General features: G+C 74.9%; 22 protein-coding genes. 10 read left to right on the forward strand and 12 right to left on the reverse strand.

Going from position 1 to position 23,615, the window contains the following annotated elements; translation table 11 throughout:
* Window positions 1-70: 70 nt before the first annotated feature.
* The gene (locus tag DMH08_RS15940) at window positions 71-1,240 is read right to left on the reverse strand and encodes an FAD-dependent oxidoreductase (RefSeq protein ID WP_125615218.1); all 1,170 of its coding nucleotides are present in this window, start codon (window positions 1,238-1,240) and stop codon (window positions 71-73) included.
* A gap of 326 nt (window positions 1,241-1,566) precedes the next feature.
* Here DMH08_RS15940 and DMH08_RS15945 point away from each other — a divergent pair, with 326 nt between their 5' ends.
* Genes DMH08_RS15945 through DMH08_RS15965 form a run of 5 tightly spaced genes read left to right on the forward strand, consistent with a single transcriptional unit; the run spans window position 1,567 to window position 6,277 of the window.
* Window positions 1,567-3,543, forward strand: a complete 1,977-nt coding sequence (locus tag DMH08_RS15945; RefSeq protein WP_125615221.1) for an ATP-binding protein — start codon at window positions 1,567-1,569, stop codon at window positions 3,541-3,543.
* Window positions 3,540-3,959 carry a roadblock/LC7 domain-containing protein gene (locus tag DMH08_RS15950; protein ID WP_026402372.1) on the forward strand — a complete coding sequence of 140 codons (420 nt, stop codon included), beginning with the start codon at window positions 3,540-3,542 and terminating at the stop codon, window positions 3,957-3,959. Before DMH08_RS15945 ends, DMH08_RS15950 begins: the two co-directional genes overlap by 4 nt.
* A complete protein-coding gene (locus DMH08_RS15955) occupies window positions 3,956-4,390 on the forward strand; it encodes a DUF742 domain-containing protein (RefSeq protein ID WP_125615224.1) in 435 nt (144 codons plus the stop codon). Before DMH08_RS15950 ends, DMH08_RS15955 begins: the two co-directional genes overlap by 4 nt.
* Window positions 4,371-5,006, forward strand: a complete 636-nt coding sequence (locus DMH08_RS15960; protein ID WP_125615227.1) for a GTP-binding protein — start codon at window positions 4,371-4,373, stop codon at window positions 5,004-5,006. Before DMH08_RS15955 ends, DMH08_RS15960 begins: the two co-directional genes overlap by 20 nt.
* Window positions 5,003-6,277 (forward strand): cytochrome P450, encoded by a 1,275-nt coding sequence (locus tag DMH08_RS15965; protein ID WP_026402375.1) that lies wholly within the window; start codon window positions 5,003-5,005, stop codon window positions 6,275-6,277. Before DMH08_RS15960 ends, DMH08_RS15965 begins: the two co-directional genes overlap by 4 nt.
* Here DMH08_RS15965 and DMH08_RS15970 read toward each other — a convergent pair.
* The 3 genes from DMH08_RS15970 to DMH08_RS15980 form a co-directional block, all read right to left on the reverse strand.
* Complete coding sequence (locus tag DMH08_RS15970) at window positions 6,261-7,463, reverse strand: cytochrome P450 (protein WP_125615230.1); 1,203 nt, start codon at window positions 7,461-7,463, stop codon at window positions 6,261-6,263. The genes DMH08_RS15965 and DMH08_RS15970 overlap by 17 nt on opposite strands.
* Before the next feature lie 172 nt (window positions 7,464-7,635).
* Window positions 7,636-8,307, reverse strand: a complete 672-nt coding sequence (locus DMH08_RS15975) for an SDR family NAD(P)-dependent oxidoreductase (RefSeq protein WP_026402377.1) — start codon at window positions 8,305-8,307, stop codon at window positions 7,636-7,638.
* Entirely contained in the window at window positions 8,307-9,002 is a 696-nt protein-coding gene (locus tag DMH08_RS15980) for an SDR family NAD(P)-dependent oxidoreductase (protein WP_125615232.1), read from the reverse strand. The genes DMH08_RS15975 and DMH08_RS15980 overlap by 1 nt, the downstream gene beginning before the upstream one ends.
* A 155-nt stretch (window positions 9,003-9,157) precedes the next feature.
* Here DMH08_RS15980 and DMH08_RS15985 point away from each other — a divergent pair, with 155 nt between their 5' ends.
* On the forward strand, window positions 9,158-10,783 hold the full coding sequence (locus tag DMH08_RS15985) for a family 20 glycosylhydrolase (protein WP_158642323.1): 1,626 nt from the start codon (window positions 9,158-9,160) through the stop codon (window positions 10,781-10,783).
* A 43-nt stretch (window positions 10,784-10,826) separates the two neighbouring features.
* Here DMH08_RS15985 and DMH08_RS15990 read toward each other — a convergent pair whose 3' ends face one another.
* From DMH08_RS15990 to DMH08_RS16005, 5 genes are all read right to left on the reverse strand, one after another.
* Window positions 10,827-11,660 carry an ATP-binding cassette domain-containing protein gene (locus DMH08_RS15990; RefSeq protein WP_233617626.1) on the reverse strand — a complete coding sequence of 278 codons (834 nt, stop codon included), beginning with the start codon at window positions 11,658-11,660 and terminating at the stop codon, window positions 10,827-10,829.
* The gene (locus DMH08_RS41635; protein WP_233617627.1) at window positions 11,657-12,190 is read right to left on the reverse strand and encodes an ATP-binding cassette domain-containing protein; all 534 of its coding nucleotides are present in this window, start codon (window positions 12,188-12,190) and stop codon (window positions 11,657-11,659) included. Before DMH08_RS41635 ends, DMH08_RS15990 begins: the two co-directional genes overlap by 4 nt.
* Window positions 12,187-13,077: an ABC transporter permease gene (locus DMH08_RS41640; protein ID WP_233617628.1), complete on the reverse strand. Its 891-nt coding sequence runs from the start codon at window positions 13,075-13,077 to the stop codon at window positions 12,187-12,189. The genes DMH08_RS41635 and DMH08_RS41640 overlap by 4 nt, the downstream gene beginning before the upstream one ends.
* Window positions 13,074-14,015 carry an ABC transporter permease gene (locus tag DMH08_RS16000; RefSeq protein ID WP_026402381.1) on the reverse strand — a complete coding sequence of 314 codons (942 nt, stop codon included), beginning with the start codon at window positions 14,013-14,015 and terminating at the stop codon, window positions 13,074-13,076. The genes DMH08_RS41640 and DMH08_RS16000 overlap by 4 nt, the downstream gene beginning before the upstream one ends.
* A 75-nt stretch (window positions 14,016-14,090) precedes the next feature.
* Complete coding sequence (locus DMH08_RS16005; RefSeq protein WP_125615240.1) at window positions 14,091-15,623, reverse strand: ABC transporter substrate-binding protein; 1,533 nt, start codon at window positions 15,621-15,623, stop codon at window positions 14,091-14,093.
* 173 nt (window positions 15,624-15,796) lie between these two features.
* Here DMH08_RS16005 and DMH08_RS16010 point away from each other — a divergent pair, with 173 nt between their 5' ends.
* The gene (locus tag DMH08_RS16010; protein WP_125615243.1) at window positions 15,797-16,612 is read left to right on the forward strand and encodes a TetR/AcrR family transcriptional regulator; all 816 of its coding nucleotides are present in this window, start codon (window positions 15,797-15,799) and stop codon (window positions 16,610-16,612) included.
* The gene (locus DMH08_RS16015) at window positions 16,593-18,803 is read left to right on the forward strand and encodes a glycoside hydrolase family 3 C-terminal domain-containing protein (RefSeq protein WP_026402383.1); all 2,211 of its coding nucleotides are present in this window, start codon (window positions 16,593-16,595) and stop codon (window positions 18,801-18,803) included. Before DMH08_RS16010 ends, DMH08_RS16015 begins: the two co-directional genes overlap by 20 nt.
* A gap of 58 nt (window positions 18,804-18,861) precedes the next feature.
* Here DMH08_RS16015 and DMH08_RS16020 read toward each other — a convergent pair whose 3' ends face one another.
* Both DMH08_RS16020 and DMH08_RS16025 read right to left on the reverse strand, forming a co-directional pair.
* A complete protein-coding gene (locus tag DMH08_RS16020) occupies window positions 18,862-20,022 on the reverse strand; it encodes a glycoside hydrolase family 1 protein (RefSeq protein WP_125615246.1) in 1,161 nt (386 codons plus the stop codon).
* A 57-nt stretch (window positions 20,023-20,079) separates the two neighbouring features.
* Window positions 20,080-20,658: a hypothetical protein gene (locus tag DMH08_RS16025; protein WP_125615249.1), complete on the reverse strand. Its 579-nt coding sequence runs from the start codon at window positions 20,656-20,658 to the stop codon at window positions 20,080-20,082.
* 176 nt (window positions 20,659-20,834) lie between these two features.
* Between DMH08_RS16025 and DMH08_RS16030 the strand changes: the two genes are divergently transcribed.
* Window positions 20,835-22,427 (forward strand): FAD-binding oxidoreductase, encoded by a 1,593-nt coding sequence (locus DMH08_RS16030; protein ID WP_125615252.1) that lies wholly within the window; start codon window positions 20,835-20,837, stop codon window positions 22,425-22,427.
* Between the two features lie 184 nt (window positions 22,428-22,611).
* On the opposite strand, the gene DMH08_RS16035 is transcribed toward DMH08_RS16030, so the two are convergent.
* Window positions 22,612-22,950 carry an alpha/beta fold hydrolase gene (locus DMH08_RS16035; RefSeq protein WP_125615254.1) on the reverse strand — a complete coding sequence of 113 codons (339 nt, stop codon included), beginning with the start codon at window positions 22,948-22,950 and terminating at the stop codon, window positions 22,612-22,614.
* Between DMH08_RS16035 and DMH08_RS16040 the strand changes: the two genes are divergently transcribed.
* Entirely contained in the window at window positions 22,949-23,554 is a 606-nt protein-coding gene (locus DMH08_RS16040; RefSeq protein WP_125615257.1) for a TetR/AcrR family transcriptional regulator C-terminal domain-containing protein, read from the forward strand. The genes DMH08_RS16035 and DMH08_RS16040 overlap by 2 nt on opposite strands.
* The last annotated feature ends 61 nt before the right edge of the window (window positions 23,555-23,615 follow it).

Here is a 23,615-nt window from a genome sequence, read left to right on the forward strand (position 1 = left end):
AAGGAGCCTAACGGCCGATCTCTCGATCATAACAGGGCGAAATAAATTATCGATATACGGAGCATTCCGATCAGTTTCCGATGCGCCGGGACGGAAGGGCGGCGCGAAGGGCGCCTTCGGCGGCGCGCAGGGCGCTGTTCATCGAGATCTCGCCGCGCATGCCGGGCGCCGCGACCATGTCGCCCGCGAGGAACACGCCGTCGCCGCGGTCGATCGCGGGACGGTCCCGCCAGGTGCGGCCCGGCAGGTCGAGCGCGCCCGTGCGGCCCCGGGCCGTCGCGGTGCGCGACCAGGTCGTCCGCTCCCGGCGGCCGGGGACGGCGGCGTCGGCGAGGGCGTCGAGGCGGCGCAGCGCGTCGGCGCGGCGCTCGCCCGCGCGGACCGGCACCCCGAGCTGGAACAGCGACTCGCCCGCCGGGGCCGTGCTCGGGTCCTGCATGGAGTACGACTCGTGGAAGCCGCCCTCGTCCAGGTCGAACACGATGAACGCGTCGCGGCGGTCGTCGCGGACGGCGAGGTCGAGCATCGCGTAGTGGCCGCTCTCCCAGGTCAGCGACGGGTCGCCGAGCAGGGCGCGGGCGGCCGCCAGCTCGGTCGCGACGATCGTGGGGGTGCCCGGCAGTGCCGTGACGCGGGAGCCGAGTTCGATGCGGACGCCCAGCTCGCGGGCGTGCGCGGCGAGCCGGTCCAGGACCGCCTGCCAGCCGCCGACCGGCCAGCGGACGGCCGGCCGCTTCGGCGCGAACACGCGGCCGATCAGCTCCCAGACGAACGCGGCCGACAGCCGTCCGGTGTCGCCGTCGTAGGTGACGACGGAGATCGCGCTCGCGGCCTGCTCGGCGGTGCGCTCGCCGAACCGCTCGGACGCCCACGAGCGGAAGTCGCGGTCCGCGGGCGCCCGCAGGAAGGGCGTCCGCGCGGCCATCCGCAGGAACCCGGCGGGCGGGACGCGCCGCAGCCGCCCGTCCGCGCGGAAGAAGGTGTGGGTCATCATGCGCGGGCTGTACCTGCCGAGGGGGCCGGCGAGCCCGCGGTCGGTGAGCCACGTCCAGTGCGGCCCGTCGGCGTAGAAGACGTGCGCGCCCTCGTGCGCGACGTAGGGCGCGGCCGTCGCGCGGCCCCGGCCGCCGAGGGTGCGGTGCGCCTCGTGCAGGGTGACGGACGCGCCGCCCTCCGCGCACGCGACGGCGGCGACGAGCCCAGCCAGCCCGCCCCCGACCACGGTGATCTCGTTGTTCATCTGGACCTCCGCCGTGCGGTCGTCCGGGTTCTCCGGACGTCGCCCGAACGACGGGACGGGCGGCGCTGCCGTGACATCGCCCGGATGTGGGCCCGGTCACACGCTCTCGACACGCTCGTCGAGGCGAGTAAGGCATCTTGTCGTATATGTCGGGCAAATGCCGTCAAATGCAATTCTGCTGCCGGGTTCTTCGTGGAATTTTCCCGACCGACCCTTCATGCAAAGCATTCTCCTGCATCATGGTGGCCACCTCCCCCCGAGGGCCGCACACGGCGGGTCCTCTCCCGGTCCGGTCCCATCAGCCGCCTCGAAAAAGGACATGATGGATGGCATTTCACGCAGACCGTTCCCGCATTGAACGCGCCGCGCTCGACCGCGCGCTCCAGGTCTGGCTCGCCGCGGTCCTCATCGCCGGCGCGGGCTGGCTCGCGGCCGTCCTGGCCGTCGCGCCCGACGACCGCGCGCTGGTCGCCGCGGGCGGCGGCGCGCTCGCCCTGGCGCTGTGCGTCGCCGTCGCGGCCGCCGCCCACTTCGCCGGCCTCGCCCGCCGCCTCGACGGTCACCTGGCCGTCGCCGAGGGCGAGGACGAGCGGCTGGAGCGGCGCCTCCGCGAGCTGGTCGACGGGCCGCTGCCGCTGCTCATCGCCGGGGTCCGCGACGGCGTCGCGCCCGAGTCCGTCCTCGCCGACCTGCCCGAGACCCCCGACCCCGTCCTGGCCCGGCTGCTGCGCGTCGTCGTCGAGGGCGTCGCGGAGGCCCGCGCCGACGCCGACCGCGCGCGGGCCGAGACCGCCGCGCTCGAGGCCGACGCCGCCTGGCTGACCGGCACGGTCCTCCCGGAGCTGCGCGCCCGGATGCCCGAACGGGTCGACTTCGTCCACGAGATCCTCGCCGAACTCGACCGGCCCGCCACCGGCGCGTTCGCCCGCCTCGCGCACGAGGTCGGCCTCGCGATCGCCCACCAGCGGCGCTGGCAGTGGGGCGTCACCGCGAACTGCGCGCTCACCGCCGCGCGCCTCCAGGCCGCCGTCCGGCGCGTCCTCAAGCAGCTGTACGAGATGGAGTTCCGCTACGACGAGACCGACGTGTTCTGGGAAATCATGGACCTGGACCACCAGGTCTCCCAGATGGGGCGCCTCGCCGACAGCATCGCGACGATGTGCGACGGCCGGTCCGGGCGGCGCTGGCACAAGCCGATCCCGATGGAGCGGATCGTCCGCGCCGCGATGGGGCGCTGCGACGACTTCCGCCGCGTCCGCTACATCACCGACCACGACCGCGCCGTCCACGGCCCGCACGCCGAGGGCGTCATCCAGGCGCTCGCCGAGCTCATCGACAACGCGCTGATGTTCTCGCTGGACGACACACCCGTGCACGTCTACGTCGAGAAGGAGATCACCGGCGTCGTCATCACGGTCGAGGACGCGGGCATGGGGATGCGGCACCGGGAGCTGGCGCACGCCGAGTACCTGGTCGCCCGCCCGGACGACCGGACCGCCTGGACGGGCGAGGCCGTCGGCCTCGCGGTCGTCGGGATGCTCGCGAAGAAGCACAACCTGAAGGTGAGCTTCCGGCCGTCGTCGCGCGGCGGCGTCGCCGCGGTGCTGCTCGTCCCCGCCGAGATCGTCACCCGGCCGGTGGAGCGCTGGCCGTGGTCGGACGAGGGCGCGCCGGGCACCGAGGACGAGGTGCCGAGCGACCGGCGCACCGCCGGGCTGGCGGGCATGCCGCCGATCCCGGACGGACGGACGGTCCTAGCGCGCGAGCGCGAAAAGGAGCACGCGCGCGAGCGCGAGAAGCAGCACGCGCGCGAGCGCGAGAAGCAGCACGCGCGCGAGCGCGAGAAGCGGCAGGCGCGGGAGCGGGAGAAGGCGCAGGTGCGGGAGTGCGAGCTGGCGCGGGAGCGGGAGCTCGCGCGCGGCGGCGCCGTCGCGACCGCCCCCGCACCGGCGCCCGCACCGGCCCCCGTGCCCGCCGAACCGTCCGCCCAGGCGTCCGCCGAGCCGTCCGCCGGGGGGAGCGAGGCGCACGCGGACGAGGCGCACGCGGACGAGGCGCACGAGGTCGTCGTCTGGGGCGGCACCGAACTGCCGAAGCGCCGCCGCGGCGCCACGATCACGCCGGAGGAGTGGGCGCTGATGGGCCTGCGGGCGCCGGAGCCCGAGAAGGAGGACGAGGGGGAGGCGTTCGCCGCCTTCATGGGCCCGTCCGGCGGCGGCACCCCGCTCCACGACGGCGGGCCCGACGACGGCGCGGCCGCTCGCAGCGAGATGTCCGATGAGCCCGATGGAGGGGAACGATGACACCCGAGACGCGCGGCCTCGTCTGGCTCCTGGACGCACTGAAGGACAAGGTCCGCGGGGTCCGGCACGTCCTCGTCCTGTCCAGGGACGGCCTGCGGATCAGCCACACGCACGAGCTCGACGACGACCGGGCCGACCAGCTCGCCGCGCTCGCGTCGGGGGTGCAGAGCCTGTCGCTGAGCGCGTCCGCCGAGTTCGGCGACGGCGGCGGCGTCGCGGCGGGCCGGTCGATGGTCGAGTTCCACGGCGGCGTGCTGCTGATCATCCCGGCCGGGCAGGGCGCCCATCTGGCCGTGGTGACCGAGCCGAACACCGACGTGGGGCTCGCCGGGCGGCGGATGGAGGAGCTGGCCCGGCAGATCCGCGGCGAGCTGTACGCCGCGCCGCGCCGGCCCGAGCACGGCGCGCGGGCATGAGCGCGCCACCGGACGCCGGCGATCCCGACCGGCTCTTCGCGGTCGCCCGCGGCCGCGGCCGGACCGGCGGCGACCCGCCCGGCCGGCGGCCGCCGCCCGGCCCGGGCGGCCCGCCGCCCCGCCCGCCCGGCCGCGCCGCCGAACCGGACGTCCTCGACGTCGTCGCGCTGATCGTCGCGGAGGACGACCCGGGCGGCGGCCTGTCGGCCGAGGAGGTCGCGGTCCTGCGGATGTGCCGCGGCCGCCCGGTCGCGCTGGTGGAGCTCGCCGCCCGCCTCGAGATGCCCGTGCACGTCGCGCGGATCCTGCTGCGCGACATGCGCGACACCGGGCGGGTCACCGTCCGGCACCCGTCCACGGCCGTCGCCCCCTCGCGCGCGGCCGACCTCGAGACACTGAAGCAGGTCCTCGTTGGACTCGAACACCTTTGATCCCCCCGCCGGGGGCGTCCCGCCCGTCGAGGCGCCGCTGCGGCGCACCGCCCGGGACGCCCTGAAGATCGTGATCGTGGGCGGTTTCGGCGCCGGCAAGACCACGCTGGTCGGGTCGGTCAGCGAGATCCGGCCGCTGAGCACCGAAGAGGTCATGACGGAGGCCGGGGAGGGCGTCGACGACCTCACCGGCGTCCACGCCAAGCGCGCGACCACGGTCGCGTTCGACTTCGGCCGCATCTCGCTGGACGAGAGCCGCGTGCTGTACCTGTTCGGCATGCCCGGCCAGGAGCGGTTCCGGTTCCTGTGGGAGCGGCTGTTCACCGGCAGCCTCGGCGCGGTCGCGCTCGTCGACACGCGCCGCCTCGCCGACTCGTTCCACTGCATCGACCGGCTGGAGGCGCAGGCCATGCCGTTCGTCGTGGCGGTCAACCGGTTCCCCGGGGCGCGGCCGCCGCTGGACCGCGTCCGCGACGCGCTCTGCCTGGACGAGCGCGTCCCGCTGGTCGAGTGCGACGCGCGCGCCCGCGAGTCGTCCAAGGGCGTGCTGATCGCGCTCGTCCGGTACCTGACCCGTCTCCGCGAGGACCCCGACGTCCGGGAGGGCACGCGATGATCGAAACGTCCGGGGCCGCCGCGCCCGCACCGGGCCCGCCCGAGGCCGCCGACCTGCTCGCCCGCAAGGCGGTCGTGCGGGTGACGGGCGCCGACGCCGCCGACCCGGCGGAGTTCTATCGGTGGCTGCACCGCGAGCACGGGCCCGTCGTCCCGGTGCTGCTGGACGGCGGCGTCCCCGCCTGGTTCGTCATCGGCTACCGGGAGCTGCACCAGGTCACCGCGAACGACGGCCGGTTCGCCCGCGACTGCCGCCGCTGGAACGCGTGGCACCTCGTCCCGGACGACTGGCCGCTGATGCCGTACGTCGGCTGGACCCCGTCGCTGATGTTCGCCGAGGGCGACGCGCACCGGCGGCGGGCGGGGGCGGTCGGCGACGCGCTCGGCGCCGTCGACCCGCCCGTCCTCGCCGGGCTGTGCGCGCGCGAGTGCGACGGGCTCGTCGACGCGTTCGCCGGGGACGGCGCGGCCGACCTCGTGGAGCAGTACTCGCACCGCGCCCCGCTGCACGTCATCGCCCGGCTGTTCGGGCTGCCCGGCGACGAGATCCCCGACCTGGTGCGGGACGTCGCCGAGTCGCTCGACGCGGACGAGCGGGCCGCCCGCGCGCACGAGCGCATCCACGCGCGGATGCGGGGGCTCGTCGGCCGCCGCGAGCGCCGCCGCGCGCAGGACGTCCCGTCCGTGCTGCTGTCGCACGCGGCCGGGCTCACCCCGGACGAGATCACCATCGACCTGCTGGTGGTGCTGGCGGCGGCGCAGCAGCCCACGGGGAACTGGATCGCGAACGCGCTGCGGCTGATCCTGGAGGACGACCGGCTCAGCTCGTCCGTGCAGGGCGGGCGGCTCAGCGTCGACCAGGCGCTCCAGCGGGTGCTGTGGGACGACACGCCGACGCAGAACTTCATCGGCCGCTGGGCCGTGCAGGGCTGCGACCTGGGCGGGCAGCGGATCGGCGCGGGCGACCTGCTGGTGCTGGGGCTGGCCGCCGCGAACCGGGACCCGCGGGCGCGGCCCGCGGGCGGCCGGCGGGAACCGGCCACCCGCGCCTACCTGTCGTTCGGGCACGGCGAGCACGGCTGCCCGTACCCGTGCCCGCGGCTCGCGCTGATGATCGCCCGGACCGCGATCGAGGTGCTGCTCGACCGGCTGCCGGGCGTCGCGCTGGCCGTCCCGCCGGACGAGCTGCGGTGGCGGCCCTCGTTCTGGATGCGGGGGCTCCGGGAGCTGCCGGTCGTCTTCGACCCGGCGGGGGTCACGCCGCCGGGGTGAAGGCCATCCGCACCGCCGCCGGGCCGCGGGTGAACAGGCCCCGCTCGACGGGCGCGAACCCGGCGGCGGGCCGCAGTTCGGGCAGCGCGTCGAGGAGCAGGTTCGCGCCGACCTCGACCTCCGTCTTGGCGAGCAGCGCGCCGACGCAGAAGTGCCGGCCGAGCGCGAACGCCAGGTGGTCGGCGGCCGCGGAGAACGCGCTGGTGGTGGACAGGTCGTCCCGGAAGATGTCGAACCGGTCGGGACGGGCGTAGCGGTCGGGGTCGCGGTTCGCGGCCCCGATCAGGCACGTGACGGTGCTGCCCGCCGGGATCGTCCCGCCGCTCACCCGCACGTCCGCCGCGGGCTGCCGCATGATCATGTGGACGGGCGGGGTGTACCGGAGCGTCTCGGCGAGCGCGCGGGGGAGCAGGCTCCGGTCGTTCCGGACGGCGGTGAGCTGGGCGGGGTGCGTGAGGAGGTTCGCGAACAGCGCGGAGATCGCCTTGTCGGTCGTCTCGCCGCCTGCCGCGAGCAGCAGGCTGACGAACGCCTTGACGTCCTCGTCGCTCATCCGCGTCCCGTCGACCTCCGCGAGGCACAGCTTCGACAGCAGGTCGTCGCCGGGTTCGGCGCGGCGCCGCGCGATGATCGGCAGCAGGTGGTCGGCGAGTTCGGCGCGCGTCCGCAGCCCGGCCTCGGCGACGTCCGGGTCCTGGGCGAGGTTGCCGAGGAACGCGATGATCGAGGTGTACCAGCGCTGGAACAGCGCGTGGTCGGCGCGGTCGAGGCCGAGCATGTCGACGATGACGTTGATCGGGAAATGCGTGCTGAACTGTCCGACCAGTTCGACCGTTCCGGCCGTCCGGAATGCGTCGATCAGTTCGCGGGCGTTCCGTTCGATGATCGGCAGGAATCGGTCGCGCAGTTCGGTGCCGCGGAACGCGGGCGCCACCAGTCCCCGGCGGACGGCGTGCTCGCGCCCGCTGAGCTGGAGGATCGTCCGTCCGTGCACCGGTTCGAGCTGCCAGTCGTAGTTCGCGGTGGTGAACGCCGGGTCGCGGAAGGCGCGCTCGACGTCGGCGTACCGCGAGATCAGGTAGCTCTGCGTGGGTTCGTGCCAGAAGAGCGGCGCTTCCTCCCGCAGTGCGCGGTACCCGGTGTAGGGATCGGCGGCGAATTCGGGCGACAGGATGTCGGGAATCATGGTCGCTCCCGGTGCGCGGTCGTGGACGTTCCCGAGCTTAGGAAGCGGAATTCGCGCGGTCCAGGTGAATTGCCGACATTAATGGAAATATCAATGCCGAGCGATCATTTCATCGCCGCCGTCGGAGCCGGGAGGGACGGGCGGTGGCCGCCCCGCGGGCGCCCGGAGCGGGTCAGGCGCGGGCGCGGGTGCGGCCGCCCGTCAGGTTCAGCGTCTGGCCGACCATGGTCGGCACCCGGGGGTCGGCGAGGAACGCGACGGACGCGGCGACCTCCGCGGCGGTCGGGGCGGGCCCGAGCGGCGTCGGCTCGTCCGCGGGCGCGACCGCGTTCACCGCGACGCCGAACGGCGCCAGCTCCCGGCCCAGCGACTTCGCCAGCGCGATCACGCCCGCGTGCGCCGCCGAGCACGCCGTGGCGTCCGCCCGGCCGGCCATGCCCGCCTCCGACGCCAGCAGCACGATCCGCCCGCCGCCCCGCTCCGCCATCCCCGGCAGGACGGCCTGCGCGCAGGCGAACGCCCCGCCGAGCGCGGTGTCGACGACGTGCCACCAGTCGTCCAGGTCGTGCTTGGGCAGCGGCGCGGTCGTCCGGCGGGCGGCCGCCGCGACCAGCACGCCGACGTGCTCGCCCGCCGCGCGCTCCAGCCGGTCGAGGATCGCGTGCACGCCGTCCGGGTGCGTGACGTCGCCCGGCGCGGCGAAACCGCCGATCTCCGCGGCGAGCCCGCGCAGGTCGACGTCCGGGAGGTCGTTCACCGCGACCCGGTGGCCGTCCGCGGCGAGCCGCCGCGCGATCGCGGTGCCGTACCCGCCGCCCGCCCCGGTCACGAGTGCGAGCGCCATCAGATCACCGCCCCGGCGTTCGGCGACAGGACCTCGCCGGTGCACGCCGTCGCGTCCTCGAGCAGGTACGCCGCCGCGAGCGCGACCTCCCGCGGCGACGTCAGCCGCGCCGCGGGCACCGACTGCAGGTGCGCGGGCCGCCGCAGCGCCGAGTCGTCCGGGACCAGCGGCGTGTCGGTGGGGCCCGGCGCGACCGCGTTCACCCGGACGCCGAACGGTGCGACCTCGGCGGCCAGCGACCGGACGAGCCCGAGGACCGCGCCCTTCGCCGCCGCGTAGTGCGCCTGCGCGTCCGCCCCGCCGACCGCCGACGCCGCCGACACCGCCACCACGGACCCGCGCCCCCGGTTCGCCATGTCGGGCGCGACCGTCCGGCACACGTTCACGACGCCGCCGAGGTGCACCCGCAGCATCCGCCGCCAGTCGTCCCAGTGCACGTCCGGTACGGGGACGATCGCGTGGTGCCCGGCCGCGCACAGCGCGGCCTCGACGGGCCCGAGCGTCCGCTCGATCCGGCCGACCGCCGCGCTCACCTGCGCGGGGTCGGACACGTCCGCCACGATCGGCAGGTCCGCGCCCGGTGCCGGGCGCAGGTCCAGCCCCGCGGTCGTCCAGCCGCGGTTCGCCAGCTCGTCCACCACGGCGCTTCCGATCCCGCCGGCCGCCCCGGTGACGAGCGCGACTCTTCGATGCATCGCACCTCCTCCAAAGCCCAAACGCCCAGAGAAACCGACAAAACACCAGGTCGCAAGGGATATGACGGAATTTTGAACCGCGGATGACCTTCGGTTCGTTTACTTACCATGTGGTAGAAATTGGTCCAGGCCATGACGAGACCCTGGAGGGGCACGTGCCGGCACCCATCCCGCTCCCGCAGCATCTGACGCCCCTCGACGGCCCGCCCGGACGCTTCGGGCCCCGGCTCCGCATCGCCGTCCCGTCCGAGTCCCTGCGCCCCCTCGGCGAGACGGTCGCCGAACTCCTCGCGCGCCTCCACGGCGCCGACGCCGCCGTCACCGCCGGCACCGACGGCGACCTCCGCCTCGCCCTCGGCGCCCCCGCCGGCCCCGGCCCCATCGCCCCGCCGCAGGGCACGGACCCCCGCACCGCCGCCCTCCGCCCCGCCCGCCCGGGCGGCGGACGGGAAGCGTACGGGCTGGTCGCGGACGGCGGCGGCGGATGCACCGTCACCGCCGGGGACGCCGAGGGACTGTTCCGGGGCGCGGTGACGTTCGCGCAGCTCCTCCGGCGGGACGGCGGCGGATTCGCCGTCCCCCCGGTGCGGATCGCGGACGGCCCCGCGTACGCGTGGCGGGGCCTGTCCCTCGACGTGGTGCGGCGCTTCTTCACCGTCGACCAGGTGAAGAAGGTCATCGACCTCCTCGCCCTCTACAAGTTCAACGTCCTGCACCTGCACCTCAGCGACAGCCAAGCGTGGCGGCTCGAAATCGGGGCGTGGCCGCGCCTCACGGACCCGGAGACCTGGCCGGGGCGGCAGACGAACGCCGACGAGGGCGTCCGGCCCTGCTACACGCAGGACGACTACCGCGAGATCGTCGCGTATGCGGAGGCCCGGTTCGTCACCGTCGTGCCCGAGCTCGACATGCCGGGCCACGTGCTCGCGGCCGTCCGCGCGTACCCCGAACTGCAGGGACCGGACGAGCCGATGCACAAGCTGCTCGCCTACCTGCATCCGCGCGGCGACGCGACGTTCCGGTTCGTCGAGGACGTCCTCGGCGAGGTCGCCGCCCTCACGCCGGGGCCGTTCCTGCACCTCGGCGGCGACGAGGCGTTCGGCATGCCGGACGAGCTGTACCGCGAGTTCGTCGCGCGGGCCCTCGAGATCGGCCGCGCCACCGGCAAGCGGGTCGTCGCGTGGCAGGAGGCGGCGCGGTCGGGCGCGCTGACCCCGGCGGACGTCGTCCAGGAGTGGGTGGGCGCGGGCGACGAGTTCGACCCCGACGCGGCCCGCGAGCGGATCCCCGCCGAGTACCACGCGCTCGTCGACGCGATGGCGGCGGCGTTCGCCGAGTCGGCGCGCGACGTGCCCGCCGCCGTCGCCGCCGGGACGCCGGTGCTCGCGTCGGCCAGCAGCGTGATGTACCTCGACCGCCGGTACGCCGAGGACTCGCGGGACGCGGCGCAGACCGCGCGGCGCACGCGGGTCGGGCACGAGTCGTACGAGCCGCGCACCTGCCGCGAGCTGTTCGACTGGACGCCGGGCACGCTCCCCGAGATCCCGGATGGCGCGGCCGTCGCGGGCGTCGAGGCGGCGGTCTGGTGCGAGACCGTCGAGAGCTTCGACGACCTCGCGTTCCTCGTCCTGCCGCGGCTCCCCGGCATCGCCGAGAAGGCGTGGACGCCCGCCCGCACCGGGTGGGACGGGTACCGGGGCCGCCTCGCGCCGCATCCCGCGTGGTGGGAGGCCCTCGGCTGGCACGACCACTACCGCTCCACGACCGCCTTCCCCGGGTAGCGGGCGCCCGCGCCGGGGCACCGGCCCCGCCCGGGGACGGGCGTCACGGCGCGGCGCGTTCGCGTTCGAAGCGCTCGCGGCGGACGCGCTGCTCGGCGACGTCCGCGACCGGCGCCGCCAGCAGCAGGCTCCGCGTGTACGGGTGCCGCGGGTCGCCGGTGACCCGCGCCGCGTCGCCCGTCTCGACGATCTCGCCCCGGTGCAGGACGGCGACGCGGTGGCTCATGGACCGGACGACCGCGAGGTCGTGCGAGACGAACAGGTAGGCGACGTCCGTCCGCTCCTGGATCTCGAGGAGGAGGTCGAGGACGGTGCGCTGCGTGGTGAGGTCGAGCGCCGAGACGGGCTCGTCGCACACGATCAGCTTCGGGCCGATCGCGAGGGCGCGGGCGATCGCGACGCGCTGCCGCTGGCCGCCGGAGAACTCGCGGGGCAGCCGGGCGGCGGCGTCGGCCGGCAGGTGCACCCGGTCGAGCAGGTCGCCGACGCGGCGGCGGGCGTCGCGGCGTCCCGTGCCCTGCGCGAGCAGCGGCTCGGCGAGGGTGTCGCCGACGGCGCGGGACGGGTTCAGCGAGGTGTACGGGTCCTGGAAGACGACCTGGAGGTCGCGGGCGAGCCGCCGCCGCTGCCGGGCCGTGGCCCGCTCGATGCGCTCGCCGGCGAACGTGATCGTGCCCGACCGGACGGGCGCGAGCCCGAGGACCGCGCGTCCGATCGTCGTCTTCCCGGACCCGGAGCCGCCGACCAGGCCGAGCGTCTCGCCGGGCCGCACCTCCAGCGAGACGCCCTTCAGCACCTCGGTGCGCGGCGCCCGGAAGCCCTTGCCCGGGAACGAGACCCGCAGGTCCTCGACGGTGAGCAGTGCGTCGTCCTTCACGCCGTCTCCTTCTGGGCGGGGCGCCACGGTGCGCGGGCGGGGACGCCGTCCAGGACGGCCCCGAGCAGGCGGCGCGTGTACGGTTCGGCGGGCTCGCCCAGGACCCGCTCGACGGGCCCCGACTCGACGATGCGCCCGTCGTGCATCACGGCGACGCGGTCGCACAGGTCGGCGACGACGCCGAGGTTGTGGGTGACGAGCAGGACGCCGAGGCCCCGCTCGGCTTGCAGGCGGCGGAGCAGCCCGAGGATCTCCGCCTGCACCATGACGTCGAGGGCGGTGGTCGGCTCGTCCGCGATGAGCAGGTCCGGGTCGCACGACATCGCGCCCGCGATGAGGACGCGCTGCGCCATCCCGCCGGAGATCTCGTGCGGGTACGACCCGAACGTCCGCTCGGGGTCGGGGATCTCGACCTGCCGCAGCAGGTCGAGGGCGCGCCGCTTCGCCTCCGCCTTGGAGACGCCCAGCTTGTACCGCATCGGCTCGACGAGCTGGGCGCCGACCGTGAACGACGGGTCGAGGTTGCTCATCGGCTCCTGCGGGACGTACGCGACGACGCCGCCGCGCAGCGCCCGGTGCTCCCGCTCGGGCTGACCAGCGCGTCGCTCGTGCTGCTCGCGAGCGCGAGGCCCGGCCACACGATCATGGTGGGGGCCTGCTCCATGTTCTGGAACGCCTCGTTCAGCATCGCGCCCCAGGTCGGGGTGTCGCCGCTGCCGATGCCGAGGAACTCCAGCCCGGCCTGCAGCCCGATCGCGAGCCCGGCGACGAGCGCGACCTGGATGATGATCGGGGCGCGGACGACGATGAGCACGTGGCGGGCGACGATCCGCGGGTCGGTGAGGCCCGACACCTTCGCCGCGTCCACGTACAGCTCGCCGCGGACGCCCGCGACGATGCCGCGCACCAGCCGGAAGAAGCTCGGCGCCACCAGCACGCCGAGGACGACCATCAGCACCCACACCGTGTTGCCGAGGATCGCGCGGGACGCGAGCAGCACGACCATCGCGGGCAGCGCCATGACGAGGTCGACGGTCCAGCTCGCGGCGGCGTCGAACCGTCCGCCCCGGTACCCGGCGAGCAGGCCGGCCGGGACGCCGAGCGCGAGCGCGACGGCCAGCGCGATGACCGCGCCGCCGAGCGTGAAGCGGCCGCCGTGCAGCAGCCGCGACAGCAGGTCGCGCCCGGCGGAGTCGAACCCGAGGGGGTGGCCGGGGGCGGCGCCGCCGAACGAGTCGGCGAGGTCGGCGGTGTTCGGGTCCTGCGGGCTGAGGACGGGCGCGAGCAGCACCGCGACGACGATCGCCGCGAGCAGCGCGGCCGGGACCAGGCCGAGCGGGTTGCGCAGCAGCCGCCGCAGCGCGCCGCCCGGCCGCCGGGCGGCCGCGGCCGGGGCCTTCTCGACGGTTCCGCTCACGAGACCCTCGCCTTCGGGTTGAGCCAGCCGATCAGGACGTCCACCAGCAGGTTGATCGCGATGACGCCGACCACGGTGACCATCACGATCGCCATGATCATCGGGATGTCGCCGCGGGTGGTGTAGGTGACGGTCATGCTGCCGATGCCCGGCAGGCCGAAGATCTGCTCGACCAGCACCGCGCCGCCGAGCATCCCGACGAACTGCAGGCCGAGGACCGTCAGCGGCGGGGCCGCCGCGTTGCGCAGCACGTGCCGGAACAGGATCCGGCCGGGCGGGAGGCCGCGGGCGCGCAGCGTCCGCACGTAGTCCTGCCGGAGCACGTCGATGACGGCGCCGCGCACCTGCTGGGACACGCCCGCGACGGCCGCGACCGACAGCGACGCGACCGGCAGCGTGATCGTCGACAGCCAGCCGGACGGCGACTCGGAGAACCCGGTGTAGCCGATGGCGGGGAACCAGTCCAGCCGCACCGCGAACACCACGACGATCACGAGCGTGACCAGGAAGCCGGGCAGCGCGTACCCGACCACGCCCAGGATCTGGACGAACCGGTCGATCGCGCCGCGCCGCACGCCGGCCCACACGCCGAGCAGCAGCGACAGGACGGCGCTGACCAGCGTCACCCCGGCCATCAGGCTGAGGGTGACGGGCAGCCGAGTGGTGATGGACCGCAGGACGTCCTCGCCGGTGAACCAGGACGTGCCGAAGTCGCCGCGCAGCGCGTGCGCGAGCCAGTCGGCGTACTGGGCGGGCACGGGGCGGTCGAGGCCCAGCTCGGCGTTCTTGGCGTCCACCAGATCCTGCGCGGCGCGATTGCCGAGCAGTTGGCGGCCCACGTCGTTGTCGGGGATCGACAGCAGCAGGTAGGAGAGGGCGGAGATCACGAACAGGAGCACGACCCCCGCCGCGGTCCTGCGCAGTACGAAGCTCAGCATCTGACTCGGCTTCTGTGGTGGGGAGGGCTGGTCCGGGGGCGCCGGACGGGAGCGGGCCGTCCGGCGCCCGCGCCGTCATCCGGCCGGCGCGTAGTTGTAGATCGACGGCAGGGCCATGCCGGACTGCGGCTCGATCGTCACGCCGCCGTCCGACACGTGCAGGTACGACAGCCGGTAGAACGGGACGAACCACGCCTCCTCGACGAGGTGCCGGTTCAGTTCGTGCAGCTGCGCCTCGGCCTGCTCCGGCTGGACGGCGCCGATCCGCGGCAGCAGTTCCCGCACGGTCGCGTCGGTGGTGCCGAAGAAGTTGAACGTGCCGGGGAGCACGAGCTCGCCGATCGCGACCCAGTCGTTGGCCGACTGGCCCATGTTCATGACCATGCCGGAGTACTCGCGGTCGGTGAAGATGCGCCGGACGGCCGACTGGTCCATGTCGTCCCAGGTCAGTTCGACGCCGATCGCCTTGAAGTACGTCTGCAGGGAGGCGGCGAGGGCGTCGGGGACGATCGCGGAGATGCGCGGCAGCTTCAGGTCGAAGCCGTCCGCGTACCCGGCCTCCTTGAGGAGCCGCTTGGCCTTCGCCGGGTCGTAGGAGTAGTAGGAATCGAGTTCCTCCTGGTAGGCGACGCTCTCGGTGCCGAACACCTGGCTCGTCGCCTCGCCGCGGCCCTGCTGGATCTTGGCGAGCATCGTCGGGCGGTCGATGGCGTGGTTGAGGGCCTGCCGCACCTTCGGCTCGGCGAGCGCGGGCGTGATCTTCCCGCCGCGGTCGAACAGCAGGATGCCCTGGAAGTCGAACTCCTGCTTCCGCGTCTCGACGCCGGGGTCCTTCTCGATGCGGGCCTGCGCGTTGGCGGTCTGCAGGACGGCCGCGTTCACCTGCCCGGTCTTGAGCCCGTTGACGATCGCGGTCTCGTTGTCGAAGTACTGGAACGTGAGCTGCTTGTAGGGCAGTTCCGTGCCCCAGTAGCCGGTGTCGGCGGTGTAGACCCACTTCGTGCCGATGGCCGTCCGGCCGGAGTCGAGGTCGTACGGGCCGGTGCCGTCCGGCTTCGTCTTCAGCGGGTCGCCCGCGTCGTCGAACTTCGCCGGGTTGGCCATGAGCCCGGCGGCGTCGCTGAGGTAGAACAGCATCGCCGGGTTCGGCTGCTTCAGGTGCAGGACGACGTGCGTCGCGTCGGTGACCTCGATCTCCTCGACGTCCGCGAGCGTCTTGGCCATCCCGCCGCCGCCCGCGGCGAACCGCTCCATGTTCGCCTTGACGGCGGCCCCGTCGAACGGCGTGCCGTCGTCGAACTTCACGTCGCCGCGCAGGGTGAGCGTCAGCTCGGTGCGGTCGCCGTTGTACTCCCACTTCGTGGCGAGCATCGGGCTGTAGGTCCCGTCCGGTTCGCGCTTGACGAGCGTGTCGTAGGCCGCCTGGAAGAACGGCATCGCGCTGCCCGCCGCGTCCTTGGGGTCGAGGCTCTGCGGCAGGGTCATGGTCGCGACGGTGAGGGAGTCGGACGAGCCGCCCCCTTCGCCCGAGCCGCCGCACGCGCTCAGCGCGGCCGCCGCCGCGGCGCAGGCCGCGAGCGCCGCGACCCCCCTCGTGATCTTCTGCATCGTTACTCCGTTCTCCGAGCACAACGGCTGTTCCACGCACGGGCGGTCGGAGCTCCCGCCGGGGTGTCGGCGAGCATACACGCGGAACTAACCACGTGGTAGGTTTTGCTCGGTCGAAGGATGCGCTGAAGGATGAACCCGCCCAGCCCGCCATCCCAGGAAGGCCCGCACCCATGAGCGAACAGACCCCGCGCCGCGCGCCCGGCGGCACGTCCGGCCGCACGTCCGGCCGCGAGGGACCGACGGGTCGCAAGGGGCCGACGGGTCGCAAGGGACCGACGAAGGGCGAGCGCACCCGCGCGACGATCCTCGACTCGGCCACCGAGCTGTTCTCCCGGTCCGGGTTCCACGCCGTCTCCCTGCGCGACATCGCCGCGCACGCCGGGCTCACCCACGCGGGCCTGCTGCACCACTTCCCCGGCAAGGAGGACGTGCTGATCAAGGTGCTCGGCCGCCGCGACCGCGCCGACGCCGCGCTGATGTTCGCCCCGGGCACCGACGAGCGCCCCGAGGCGCTGCTGGACGCGACCGTCCGGATCGTCCACCGCAACATGCGGACGCCCGGCATGGTCGGCCTCTACGTCAAGATCTCCGGCGAGGCCGCCGACCCCGAGCACCCCGCGCACGACTACTTCGTCCAGCGCTACCGGCTGCTCCGCGAGCGGCTCACCGCCGCGTTCGCCGAGCTGTTCGCGCAGCCCGACCCGCCCCTGCACCACGACGCGGGCATCGTCGCCGGCCAGTTCCTCGCCCTCATGGACGGCCTGCAGACGCAGTGGCTCCTGGAACCCGAGGCCGTCGACATGCACGCGTCCGTCGTCGCGTTCCTCCGCCAGCTCGGGCTCGCCCTCGAACTGTCCCCGGAGCCCGCGCCGCCGACGCCCGCGGCGTCCGCGACGGCCGCGGCGTCCGGCCCGTCCTCGCCCGATACCGGCTCCGCCGACCCGTCCCCGCCCGCGAAGGAACCGCATGACACAGACCGACCGTGACCCCGCGCGCCTCTCCCTGGAGGAGCGGGCGTCGCTCACCTCGGGCCGCGACACCTGGCACACCGAGGCCGTGCGGGACGTCCCCGCGATCACCCTCGCGGACGGCCCGCACGGCGTCCGCCGCCAGACCCGCGGGTCCGGCGACGCGCTCGGGCTGACCGACAGCGTGCCCGCGACGTGCTTCCCCCCGGCCGTCGCGCTCGGCTCCTCCTGGGACCCCGGCCTGGCCCGGCGCGTCGGCGAGGCCCTCGCCCGCGAGGCGGCCGCGCTCGGCGCCGACGTCCTGCTCGGTCCCGGCGTCAACATCAAGCGGTCCCCGCTGTGCGGCCGCAACTTCGAGTACTTCTCCGAGGACCCGCACGTCAGCGGCGTCATGGGGGCCGCGCTCGTCGCCGGGATCCAGTCCCGCGGCATCGGCGCGTGCGTCAAGCACTTCGCGGTCAACAACCAGGAGACCGACCGCATGCGGATCAGCGCGGACGTCGACGAGCGGACGCTCCGCGAGATCTACCTGCCCGCGTTCGAGCACATCGTCCGCGAGGCGTCTCCGTACCTGGTGATGTGCTCCTACAACAAGATCAACGGCGTGTACGCGAGCGAGAACCGGTGGCTGCTCACCGAGGTCCTGCGCGAGCAGTGGGGCTTCGACGGCGTCGTCGTGTCCGACTGGGGGGCCGTCAACGACCGCGTCGCCGCGCTCGCCGCCGGCCTCGACCTCGAGATGCCGCCCACCCGCACCGACCGCGAGATCGTCGACGCCGTCCGCGCGGGCCGCCTCGACGAGGACGCCGTCACCCGCGCCGCCGACCGCGTCGCCGCCCTCGCCGACCGCGTCGGCCGGGCCGAGCGGGCCGACGGCTGGGACGTCGACGCGCACCACGAGCTCGCCCGCGAGGCCGCGCGCGGCTCGATCGTCCTGCTGAAGAACGACGGCGTCCTCCCGCTGGCCGCCGGGCGGCGCGTCGCCGTCGTCGGCGAACTCGCCCGCACCCCCCGCTACCAGGGGCACGGCAGCTCCCACGTCGTCCCCACCCGCCTCGACAACGCGTGGGACGCCCTCCGCGCGGAGACCGGCGGGACGTTCGCCGCGGGCTACCGGCTGGACGGCGAACCCGACGAGGCGCTCGCCGCCGAGGCCGTCGCCGCCGCCGCGGCCGCCGACGTCGCCGTCGTCTTCCTCGGCCTGCCCGACCAGGCCGAGTCCGAGGGCTTCGACCGCACGAGCATCGACCTGCCCGCCGTCCAGACCGCGCTGCTGCGCCGCGTCGCCGCCGCGTGCCCCGAGGTCGCCGTCGTCCTCGCCAACGGCGGCGTCGTGTCCGTCGCCGAGTGGCAGGACGCCGCCGGCGCCGTCCTGGAGGGCTGGCTGCCCGGCCAGGCGGGCGGCTCCGCCATCGCCGACCTGCTGCTCGGCGTGCACAGCCCGTCCGGACGGCTCACCGAGACGATCCCGAACCGGCTCGCCGACGTCCCGTCCCACCTGCACTTCCCCGGCGCGGACGGCCACGTCGCCTACGGCGAGGGACGGTACGTCGGCTACCGCCACTACGACACGCTCGGCCGCGACGTCGCCTACCCGTTCGGCCACGGCCTGTCCTACACGCGGTTCGCCTACTCCGGCCTCGACGTCCGCGAGACCGGGACGAACGCGTGGACCGTCGAGGCCACGGTCACGAACACCGGCGAGCGCGCGGCGCACGAGGTCGTCCAGCTGTACGTGGCGTTCGACGAGGAGATCCCGACGCGTCCCCGGCACGAGCTGCGCGGCTTCGCGAAGGTCGGGACGGCGCCGGGGGAGAGCGTCCGCGTCCGGTTCGACCTCACCGCCCGCGACATCGCGCGGTGGTCGCCGTCCCTCGGCGACTGGCGCGTCGACCCCGGCGCGTTCACGGTCGAGGTCGGCGCGTCGTCCCGCGACATCCGCCTCCGCGCCGAGCTGTCCACGCCCGGGGACGGCCGCACCGCCGGGCTGGACCGCATGTCCACGCTCGGCGAGTGGCTGGACCACCCGGTCGGCTCGCGCGTGCTGAAGTCGCGGCTGCGCCGGGCGGACGGCCTCGCCTCGGCGGGGTCGCCCGCGCTGCTGGCGCTCGCCCGGGGGATCCCGCTGGCGAAGTTCGGCACCTTCGGCATCGGCCTGACCGGCGACGTCGTGGACGAGCTCGTCGCCGCCGTCCGCGCGGAGTCCTGAGACCGGTGGCCTGAGACCGGGGGCCGGCCGCACCGCGCCGCGGCCGGCCCCCTTCGCGTCAGCCCAGGACGCCCGTGCGGGCGACCTCGCCGAGCCACCGGGCGCTCGGCTTCACCGTGCGGGCGAACGTGTCCCGGTCGACCGCGACGAGCCCGAACGTCGGCGCGTACGTCCCCCACTCGTAGTTGTCGAGCAGCGACCAGTGCAGGTACCCGCGGACGTCGGCGCCGCCGGCCATCGCGTCCCGCAGGCCCGCGAGCGCGCCCCGCGTGTACTCGATCCGCTCGGCGTCGTCCCGGGTCGCGACGCCGTTCTCCGTCACGAGGATCGGCACCCCCGGGATCCGCGCCGCCGTGTGCCGGACCGCGCCGCCGAGCGCCGCCGGGTAGAACTCCCAGCCGGTGAGGGTGCGGCGCGCGCCGTCCGGCTCGGGCAGCGCCCCGTCCCTACCGATCCGCACCCGCGTGTACGCCTGCACGCCGATGAAGTCGTCGTCCGCGGCGGCGTCGAGGAACCGGTCCTCGCGCGACAGCGCCCACGCGTCGCGCTCGGCCTCCGCGCCGCCGGCGGCCTCGAAGTTCTGGTTCGCGACCGTCCACCCCGACTTCAGCGGACCGAGTTCCTCCCGCGCGGCGCGGTGCGCCTCCGTCAGCGCGTCGGCGACGGCCGGGTCGGGCGGGGGCATCGCGCCGGCGACGTTCTCGCTGCGCTCCCCGCGCCGCACCATGGCCGCCATCATCGCGAGCATGTTCGGCTCGTTGATCGTGCACACCCACGGGACGCCGTCCAGGATCGGCCGCACCGCCCGCACGTACCGCCGGAACCGCTCGACCGCGCCGGGGTCCGTCCAGCCGCCCGCCTTCGCGAACCACAGCGGGCTCGTGAAGTGGTGCAGCGTCACGACCGGGGTCAGCCCCCGCTCCAGGCAGCCCTCGACGACGCGCCGGTAGTGCGCCAGCGCGGCCCGCGACACCCGGCCCTCGACCGGCTCGATCCGCGCCCATTCGAGCCCGAACCGGTAGGCGTTCAGTCCGAGGCCGCGGACGATGTCGAGGTCCTCGGGCCACCGGTGGTAGGAGTCGCACGCGTCGCCGCTCCGCTCCGGCAGGAAGCCGTCCGGCCGGTTCTCCAGCGCCCAGAAGTCGCTCGCGACGTTGTTCCCCTCCGTCTGGTGGGCGCTGGTCGCCGCACCCCACAGGAACCCGTCCGGAAAGCCCACGTTCGTCCTCCTCGTTCGCGCTGACGAAGAGAACTTACCACCTGGTTAGTTTTTGTTTCAGGCCCAGAAGCCGCTGCCCATCACCGACCAGACGACGTACACGGCGACCCCGGCGGACACGGCCAGCCCGAGGGCGACGCCCACCGGCCGCCACACGCCCGACTCGCGGCGCACCAGCGCCCGCCGCGCCGCGAACCCGAGCACCGCGACCCCGGCGACGCCGAGCCCGGCCGCGCTCACGCCCTTCGCCCGGACGTTCGCGCGCCCCGTCGCGTCCGCCCGCGCGAACCCGTCGGCGCCCGGCCCGTCCAGCAGCCGCGCCGGGAACGACTCCCCGACCCGCACGCCCTCCGCGTCGTGGCTGTTCGGGAGCGACACGTGCTCCCGCACGAGCCGTCCGTCGTCCGAGCGGAACGAGCCGCCGCAGTAGGTCTTCCCCCGGCGCTCGGCGCACTGCGCCAGCGTGAACGACCCCGGCGCCCCCTCCTCCAGGGCCTTCGCCGGTTCCAGGTAGTTGCTGCCGAACATCGTCCAGGCCAGCAGCAGCAGGAGCGCGCCGCCGCCCGCGGTGATCAGTGCCCGCTTCGCCGGGTTCTCGGTCCGCTGCGGGCCGCTCACCTGATTCTTCTCGCTCATATCCGCCATATCGTCGTGACCGATTTTCCGGTCTTCGACGGCCTCGCGGCACGCTCGGTTCCGGACGGTGCGCGGATCGTGAGCGGCCCGCGCCCCCTTGATCCGCCGCCCCCGCCACGGCAGCGTGTCCGGCGACGCGGCACGGGCGAGTGCGGCACGGGCGAGGAGGACGGGCGATGGCGGAGCGGTCGTGGTGGGGCTGGGGCAACGTCGCGGACGCGGTGACGGGCCGGGAAGCCGAGGCGCTGACCGGGCGGGTGGCGACGCTCCTGCCGGACGCCGACCTGACCGAGCACCGGCCGCCCGCGATCGGCGACCTCGGCGTCCCCCGCCCGCGGGTGCGGGCCCCGCGGACGCTGGAGCACCTCGCGTCCGGCGCGCCGGCGGACCGGGCGGCGCACAGCCACGGGCAGGCGTTCCGCGACGTCGTCCGGTGCCTGCTCGGCCGCCTCGACCGCTTCGTCGACCTGGTGGTGCGGCCCCGCACCGAGCAGGACGTCGCGGACGTCCTGGACTGGGCCGCCGGCGCCGGGATCGCGGTCATCCCGTTCGGCGGCGGCACCTCGGTCGTCGGCGGCGTCGAACCCCGCGACCTGGACGACCGCCCCGGCGTCGTCTCCCTCGACCTCACCGGACTCGACCGCGTGCTCGAGGTCGACCGCACCAGCCGCGCGGCGCGCGTCCAGGCCGGGATCCTGGGGCCCGCGCTGGAAGGGGCGCTGCGCCCGGACGGGCTGACGCTGCGGCACTTCCCGCAGTCGTTCGAGTTCTCGACGCTCGGCGGCTGGCTGGCGACCCGCGCGGGCGGCCACTTCGCGACCGTCTACACCCACATCGACGACCTGGTGGAGTCGATGCGGGTCGTCACCCCGGCCGGGACCGGGGAGTCGCTGCGGCTGCCCGGCTCGGGCGCGGGCCCCTCGCCGGACCGTATGTTCCTCGGCTCGGAGGGCGCGCTCGGCGTCATCACCGAGGCGTGGATGCGGCTGCGCGAGCGCCCGCGGTGGCGGACCGGCGCGGCCGTCGAGTTCGACGATCATGACGCGGCCGTCGCCGCGACCCGCGTCATCGCCCAGTCCGGGCTGTTCCCGGCGAACTGCCGGCTGCTCGACCCCGCCGAGGCGTTCCTCAACGCGGGCTCGCGCGCGCCCGGCGGCGTCCTGGTCCTCGCGTTCGAGTCGGCCGACCATCCGGTCGACGCGCCGATGGAGCGGGCGGCGGAGATCTGCCGCGACCACGGCGGCCGCATCCCGGACGGCGCGGCGCGCGGGGCGGGCCCGGGGACGGCGGAGCGGTGGCGCTCGGCGTTCCTGCGGATGCCCTACCAGCGGGACGCGCTGGCCGCCCGGTCGATGATCGTGGAGACGTTCGAGACCGCCTGCACCTGGGACCGCTTCGACGCCCTCCGCGACGCCGTCCGCACCGCCGCCGAGCGGGCCCTCGCGTCCGTCGCCGCGACCGGCGTCGTGACCTGCCGGTTCACGCACGTCTACCCGGACGGCCCGGCCCCGTACTTCGGCGTCTACGCGTCCGGTGCCCGGGGGCGGACGGTCGAGCAGTGGGACGAGGTCAAGGCGGCCGTCTCGGACGCGATCGCGGCCCACGGCGGCACGATCACCCACCACCACGCGGTCGGCCGCGACCACCGCCCCTGGTACGACCGGCAGCGCCCCGAGCCGTTCGCCCTCGCGCTCCGCGCGGCCAAGGCGGCCCTCGACCCCGCGGGCGTCCTCAACCCCGGCGTCCTGCTCGACCCCCCGCCCCGCTGACCGCGGCGGGGCCGGGGCAGGCCGTCCGGGCGCCGGCACGGGTGGTGGGCCCGAGGCCGCGCGGTCCGGCCGGGCCGTCGACGATCTCCGGCCGGGCGGCCTCGCGCGGCGGGCGCTCGCGGTCGGCGGGCACCGCGACCCGGGACGCCCGGCGGCCGTGCCCCCTTCGGGCGGCGGTGCCGGTCTAGTGGCCCGGGGTGCGTGCGGCGGTCGTCCACAGGGTGCGGAGCTGCTCGTTGACGGCGTCCGGACGCTCCGTGTGCGGGTAGTGGGCGGCGCCGTCGATCCGGACGAGACGTGCGCCGATGCGGTCGGCGGTCACCTCGGCGCACGCTCTCAGCGGCCCGCCGCCGCGCTCCCGGTACAGGGCGGGCGCGGTCTCCCACGTGCCGCCGAGGACGAGCTTCGGGAAGGGGGCGGCGGCCAGCTCGGCGACCGGGATCGGCGCCTCCCAGCACACGCGCTCGCGCAGGGCCGCGCCGGCGGCGCGGAGGCGCGCGGGGGTCGGGTCGAGCGGCGGCATGCCGACGGACTCGGTCGCGGCCCGGAACGCGTCCGCGCTCGGCGAGGCCGGGCCGGCGGCGCTGGCCCGCGCGGGGTTCACCGGGCCGGACGGCGACGCCGCCCTCGCCGCCGTCAACGACCAGGTCGTCGGGTCGGTGGTCGCCGAGACGGCCTGGCGCGCGTCGCTGCGGCACGCCGGGGACGCGGACGAGCGGGACGTCGGCGAGCACGTCCGCCGGGTCGCGCGGGAGCACCCGCACCTCGCCGCGCGGGCGGAGGCGCCGGGCCCGGTCGACGTCGACGCCGAGTGCGAGCGCCGCTTCGCGTTCGCGCTGGACTGCCTGCTCGACGTCCTCGCCGCCCGCCGCGCCTGGCCTGCCCGCCGCCGGCGGACGGGCGGCGATCGGAAAAGCGGATCCCGCGACCCGCCGTCATTCGCGAGAGCGATGGCCGATCGCAAGAGAGGCCCTTTCCGGTCGCTGAATTGCGCTGATTGTGGGCGACCAAAATGGCGGTTACCCAGATGTGGTCGTGGTCACGCTGTCACCTGGCGTCCCTGGCGACCATTTTGTTCCGTTTTGGACACTATTGCCGTATATCGCGTTGTATGTTCCGATATTTAGCGCACTGTCCAGATCTTGGACGGACCCGATCCGACCCCCGGCCACCCACCCCCCGCAGCAC

The sequence above is a fragment of the Actinomadura sp. WAC 06369 genome (assembly GCF_003947565.1).
In the GTDB taxonomy this organism is placed as follows: domain Bacteria; phylum Actinomycetota; class Actinomycetes; order Streptosporangiales; family Streptosporangiaceae; genus Spirillospora; species Spirillospora rifamycini.

What these genes read in the sequence shown, in the direction of transcription:
- DMH08_RS15980 (WP_125615232.1), bottom strand. Translation starts at nt 9,002, where the DNA reads ATGCATCGAAGAGTCGCGCTCGTCACCGGGGCGGCCGGCGGGATCGGA.
- DMH08_RS16015 (WP_026402383.1), top strand. Translation starts at nt 16,593, where the DNA reads ATGACACAGACCGACCGTGACCCCGCGCGCCTCTCCCTGGAGGAGCGG.
- DMH08_RS15950 (WP_026402372.1), top strand. Translation starts at nt 3,540, where the DNA reads ATGACACCCGAGACGCGCGGCCTCGTCTGGCTCCTGGACGCACTGAAG.
- DMH08_RS15945 (WP_125615221.1), top strand. Translation starts at nt 1,567, where the DNA reads ATGGCATTTCACGCAGACCGTTCCCGCATTGAACGCGCCGCGCTCGAC.
- DMH08_RS15965 (WP_026402375.1), top strand. Translation starts at nt 5,003, where the DNA reads ATGATCGAAACGTCCGGGGCCGCCGCGCCCGCACCGGGCCCGCCCGAG.
- DMH08_RS16005 (WP_125615240.1), bottom strand. Translation starts at nt 15,623, where the DNA reads ATGCAGAAGATCACGAGGGGGGTCGCGGCGCTCGCGGCCTGCGCCGCG.
- DMH08_RS16030 (WP_125615252.1), top strand. Translation starts at nt 20,835, where the DNA reads ATGGCGGAGCGGTCGTGGTGGGGCTGGGGCAACGTCGCGGACGCGGTG.
- DMH08_RS16035 (WP_125615254.1), bottom strand. Translation starts at nt 22,950, where the DNA reads ATGCCGCCGCTCGACCCGACCCCCGCGCGCCTCCGCGCCGCCGGCGCG.
- DMH08_RS16000 (WP_026402381.1), bottom strand. Translation starts at nt 14,015, where the DNA reads ATGCTGAGCTTCGTACTGCGCAGGACCGCGGCGGGGGTCGTGCTCCTG.
- DMH08_RS16010 (WP_125615243.1), top strand. Translation starts at nt 15,797, where the DNA reads ATGAGCGAACAGACCCCGCGCCGCGCGCCCGGCGGCACGTCCGGCCGC.
- DMH08_RS15970 (WP_125615230.1), bottom strand. Translation starts at nt 7,463, where the DNA reads ATGATTCCCGACATCCTGTCGCCCGAATTCGCCGCCGATCCCTACACC.
- DMH08_RS16025 (WP_125615249.1), bottom strand. Translation starts at nt 20,658, where the DNA reads ATGAGCGAGAAGAATCAGGTGAGCGGCCCGCAGCGGACCGAGAACCCG.
- DMH08_RS15975 (WP_026402377.1), bottom strand. Translation starts at nt 8,307, where the DNA reads ATGGCGCTCGCACTCGTGACCGGGGCGGGCGGCGGGTACGGCACCGCG.
- DMH08_RS15940 (WP_125615218.1), bottom strand. Translation starts at nt 1,240, where the DNA reads ATGAACAACGAGATCACCGTGGTCGGGGGCGGGCTGGCTGGGCTCGTC.
- DMH08_RS15955 (WP_125615224.1), top strand. Translation starts at nt 3,956, where the DNA reads ATGAGCGCGCCACCGGACGCCGGCGATCCCGACCGGCTCTTCGCGGTC.
- DMH08_RS41635 (WP_233617627.1), bottom strand. Translation starts at nt 12,190, where the DNA reads ATGAGCAACCTCGACCCGTCGTTCACGGTCGGCGCCCAGCTCGTCGAG.
- DMH08_RS16040 (WP_125615257.1), top strand. Translation starts at nt 22,949, where the DNA reads ATGCCGACGGACTCGGTCGCGGCCCGGAACGCGTCCGCGCTCGGCGAG.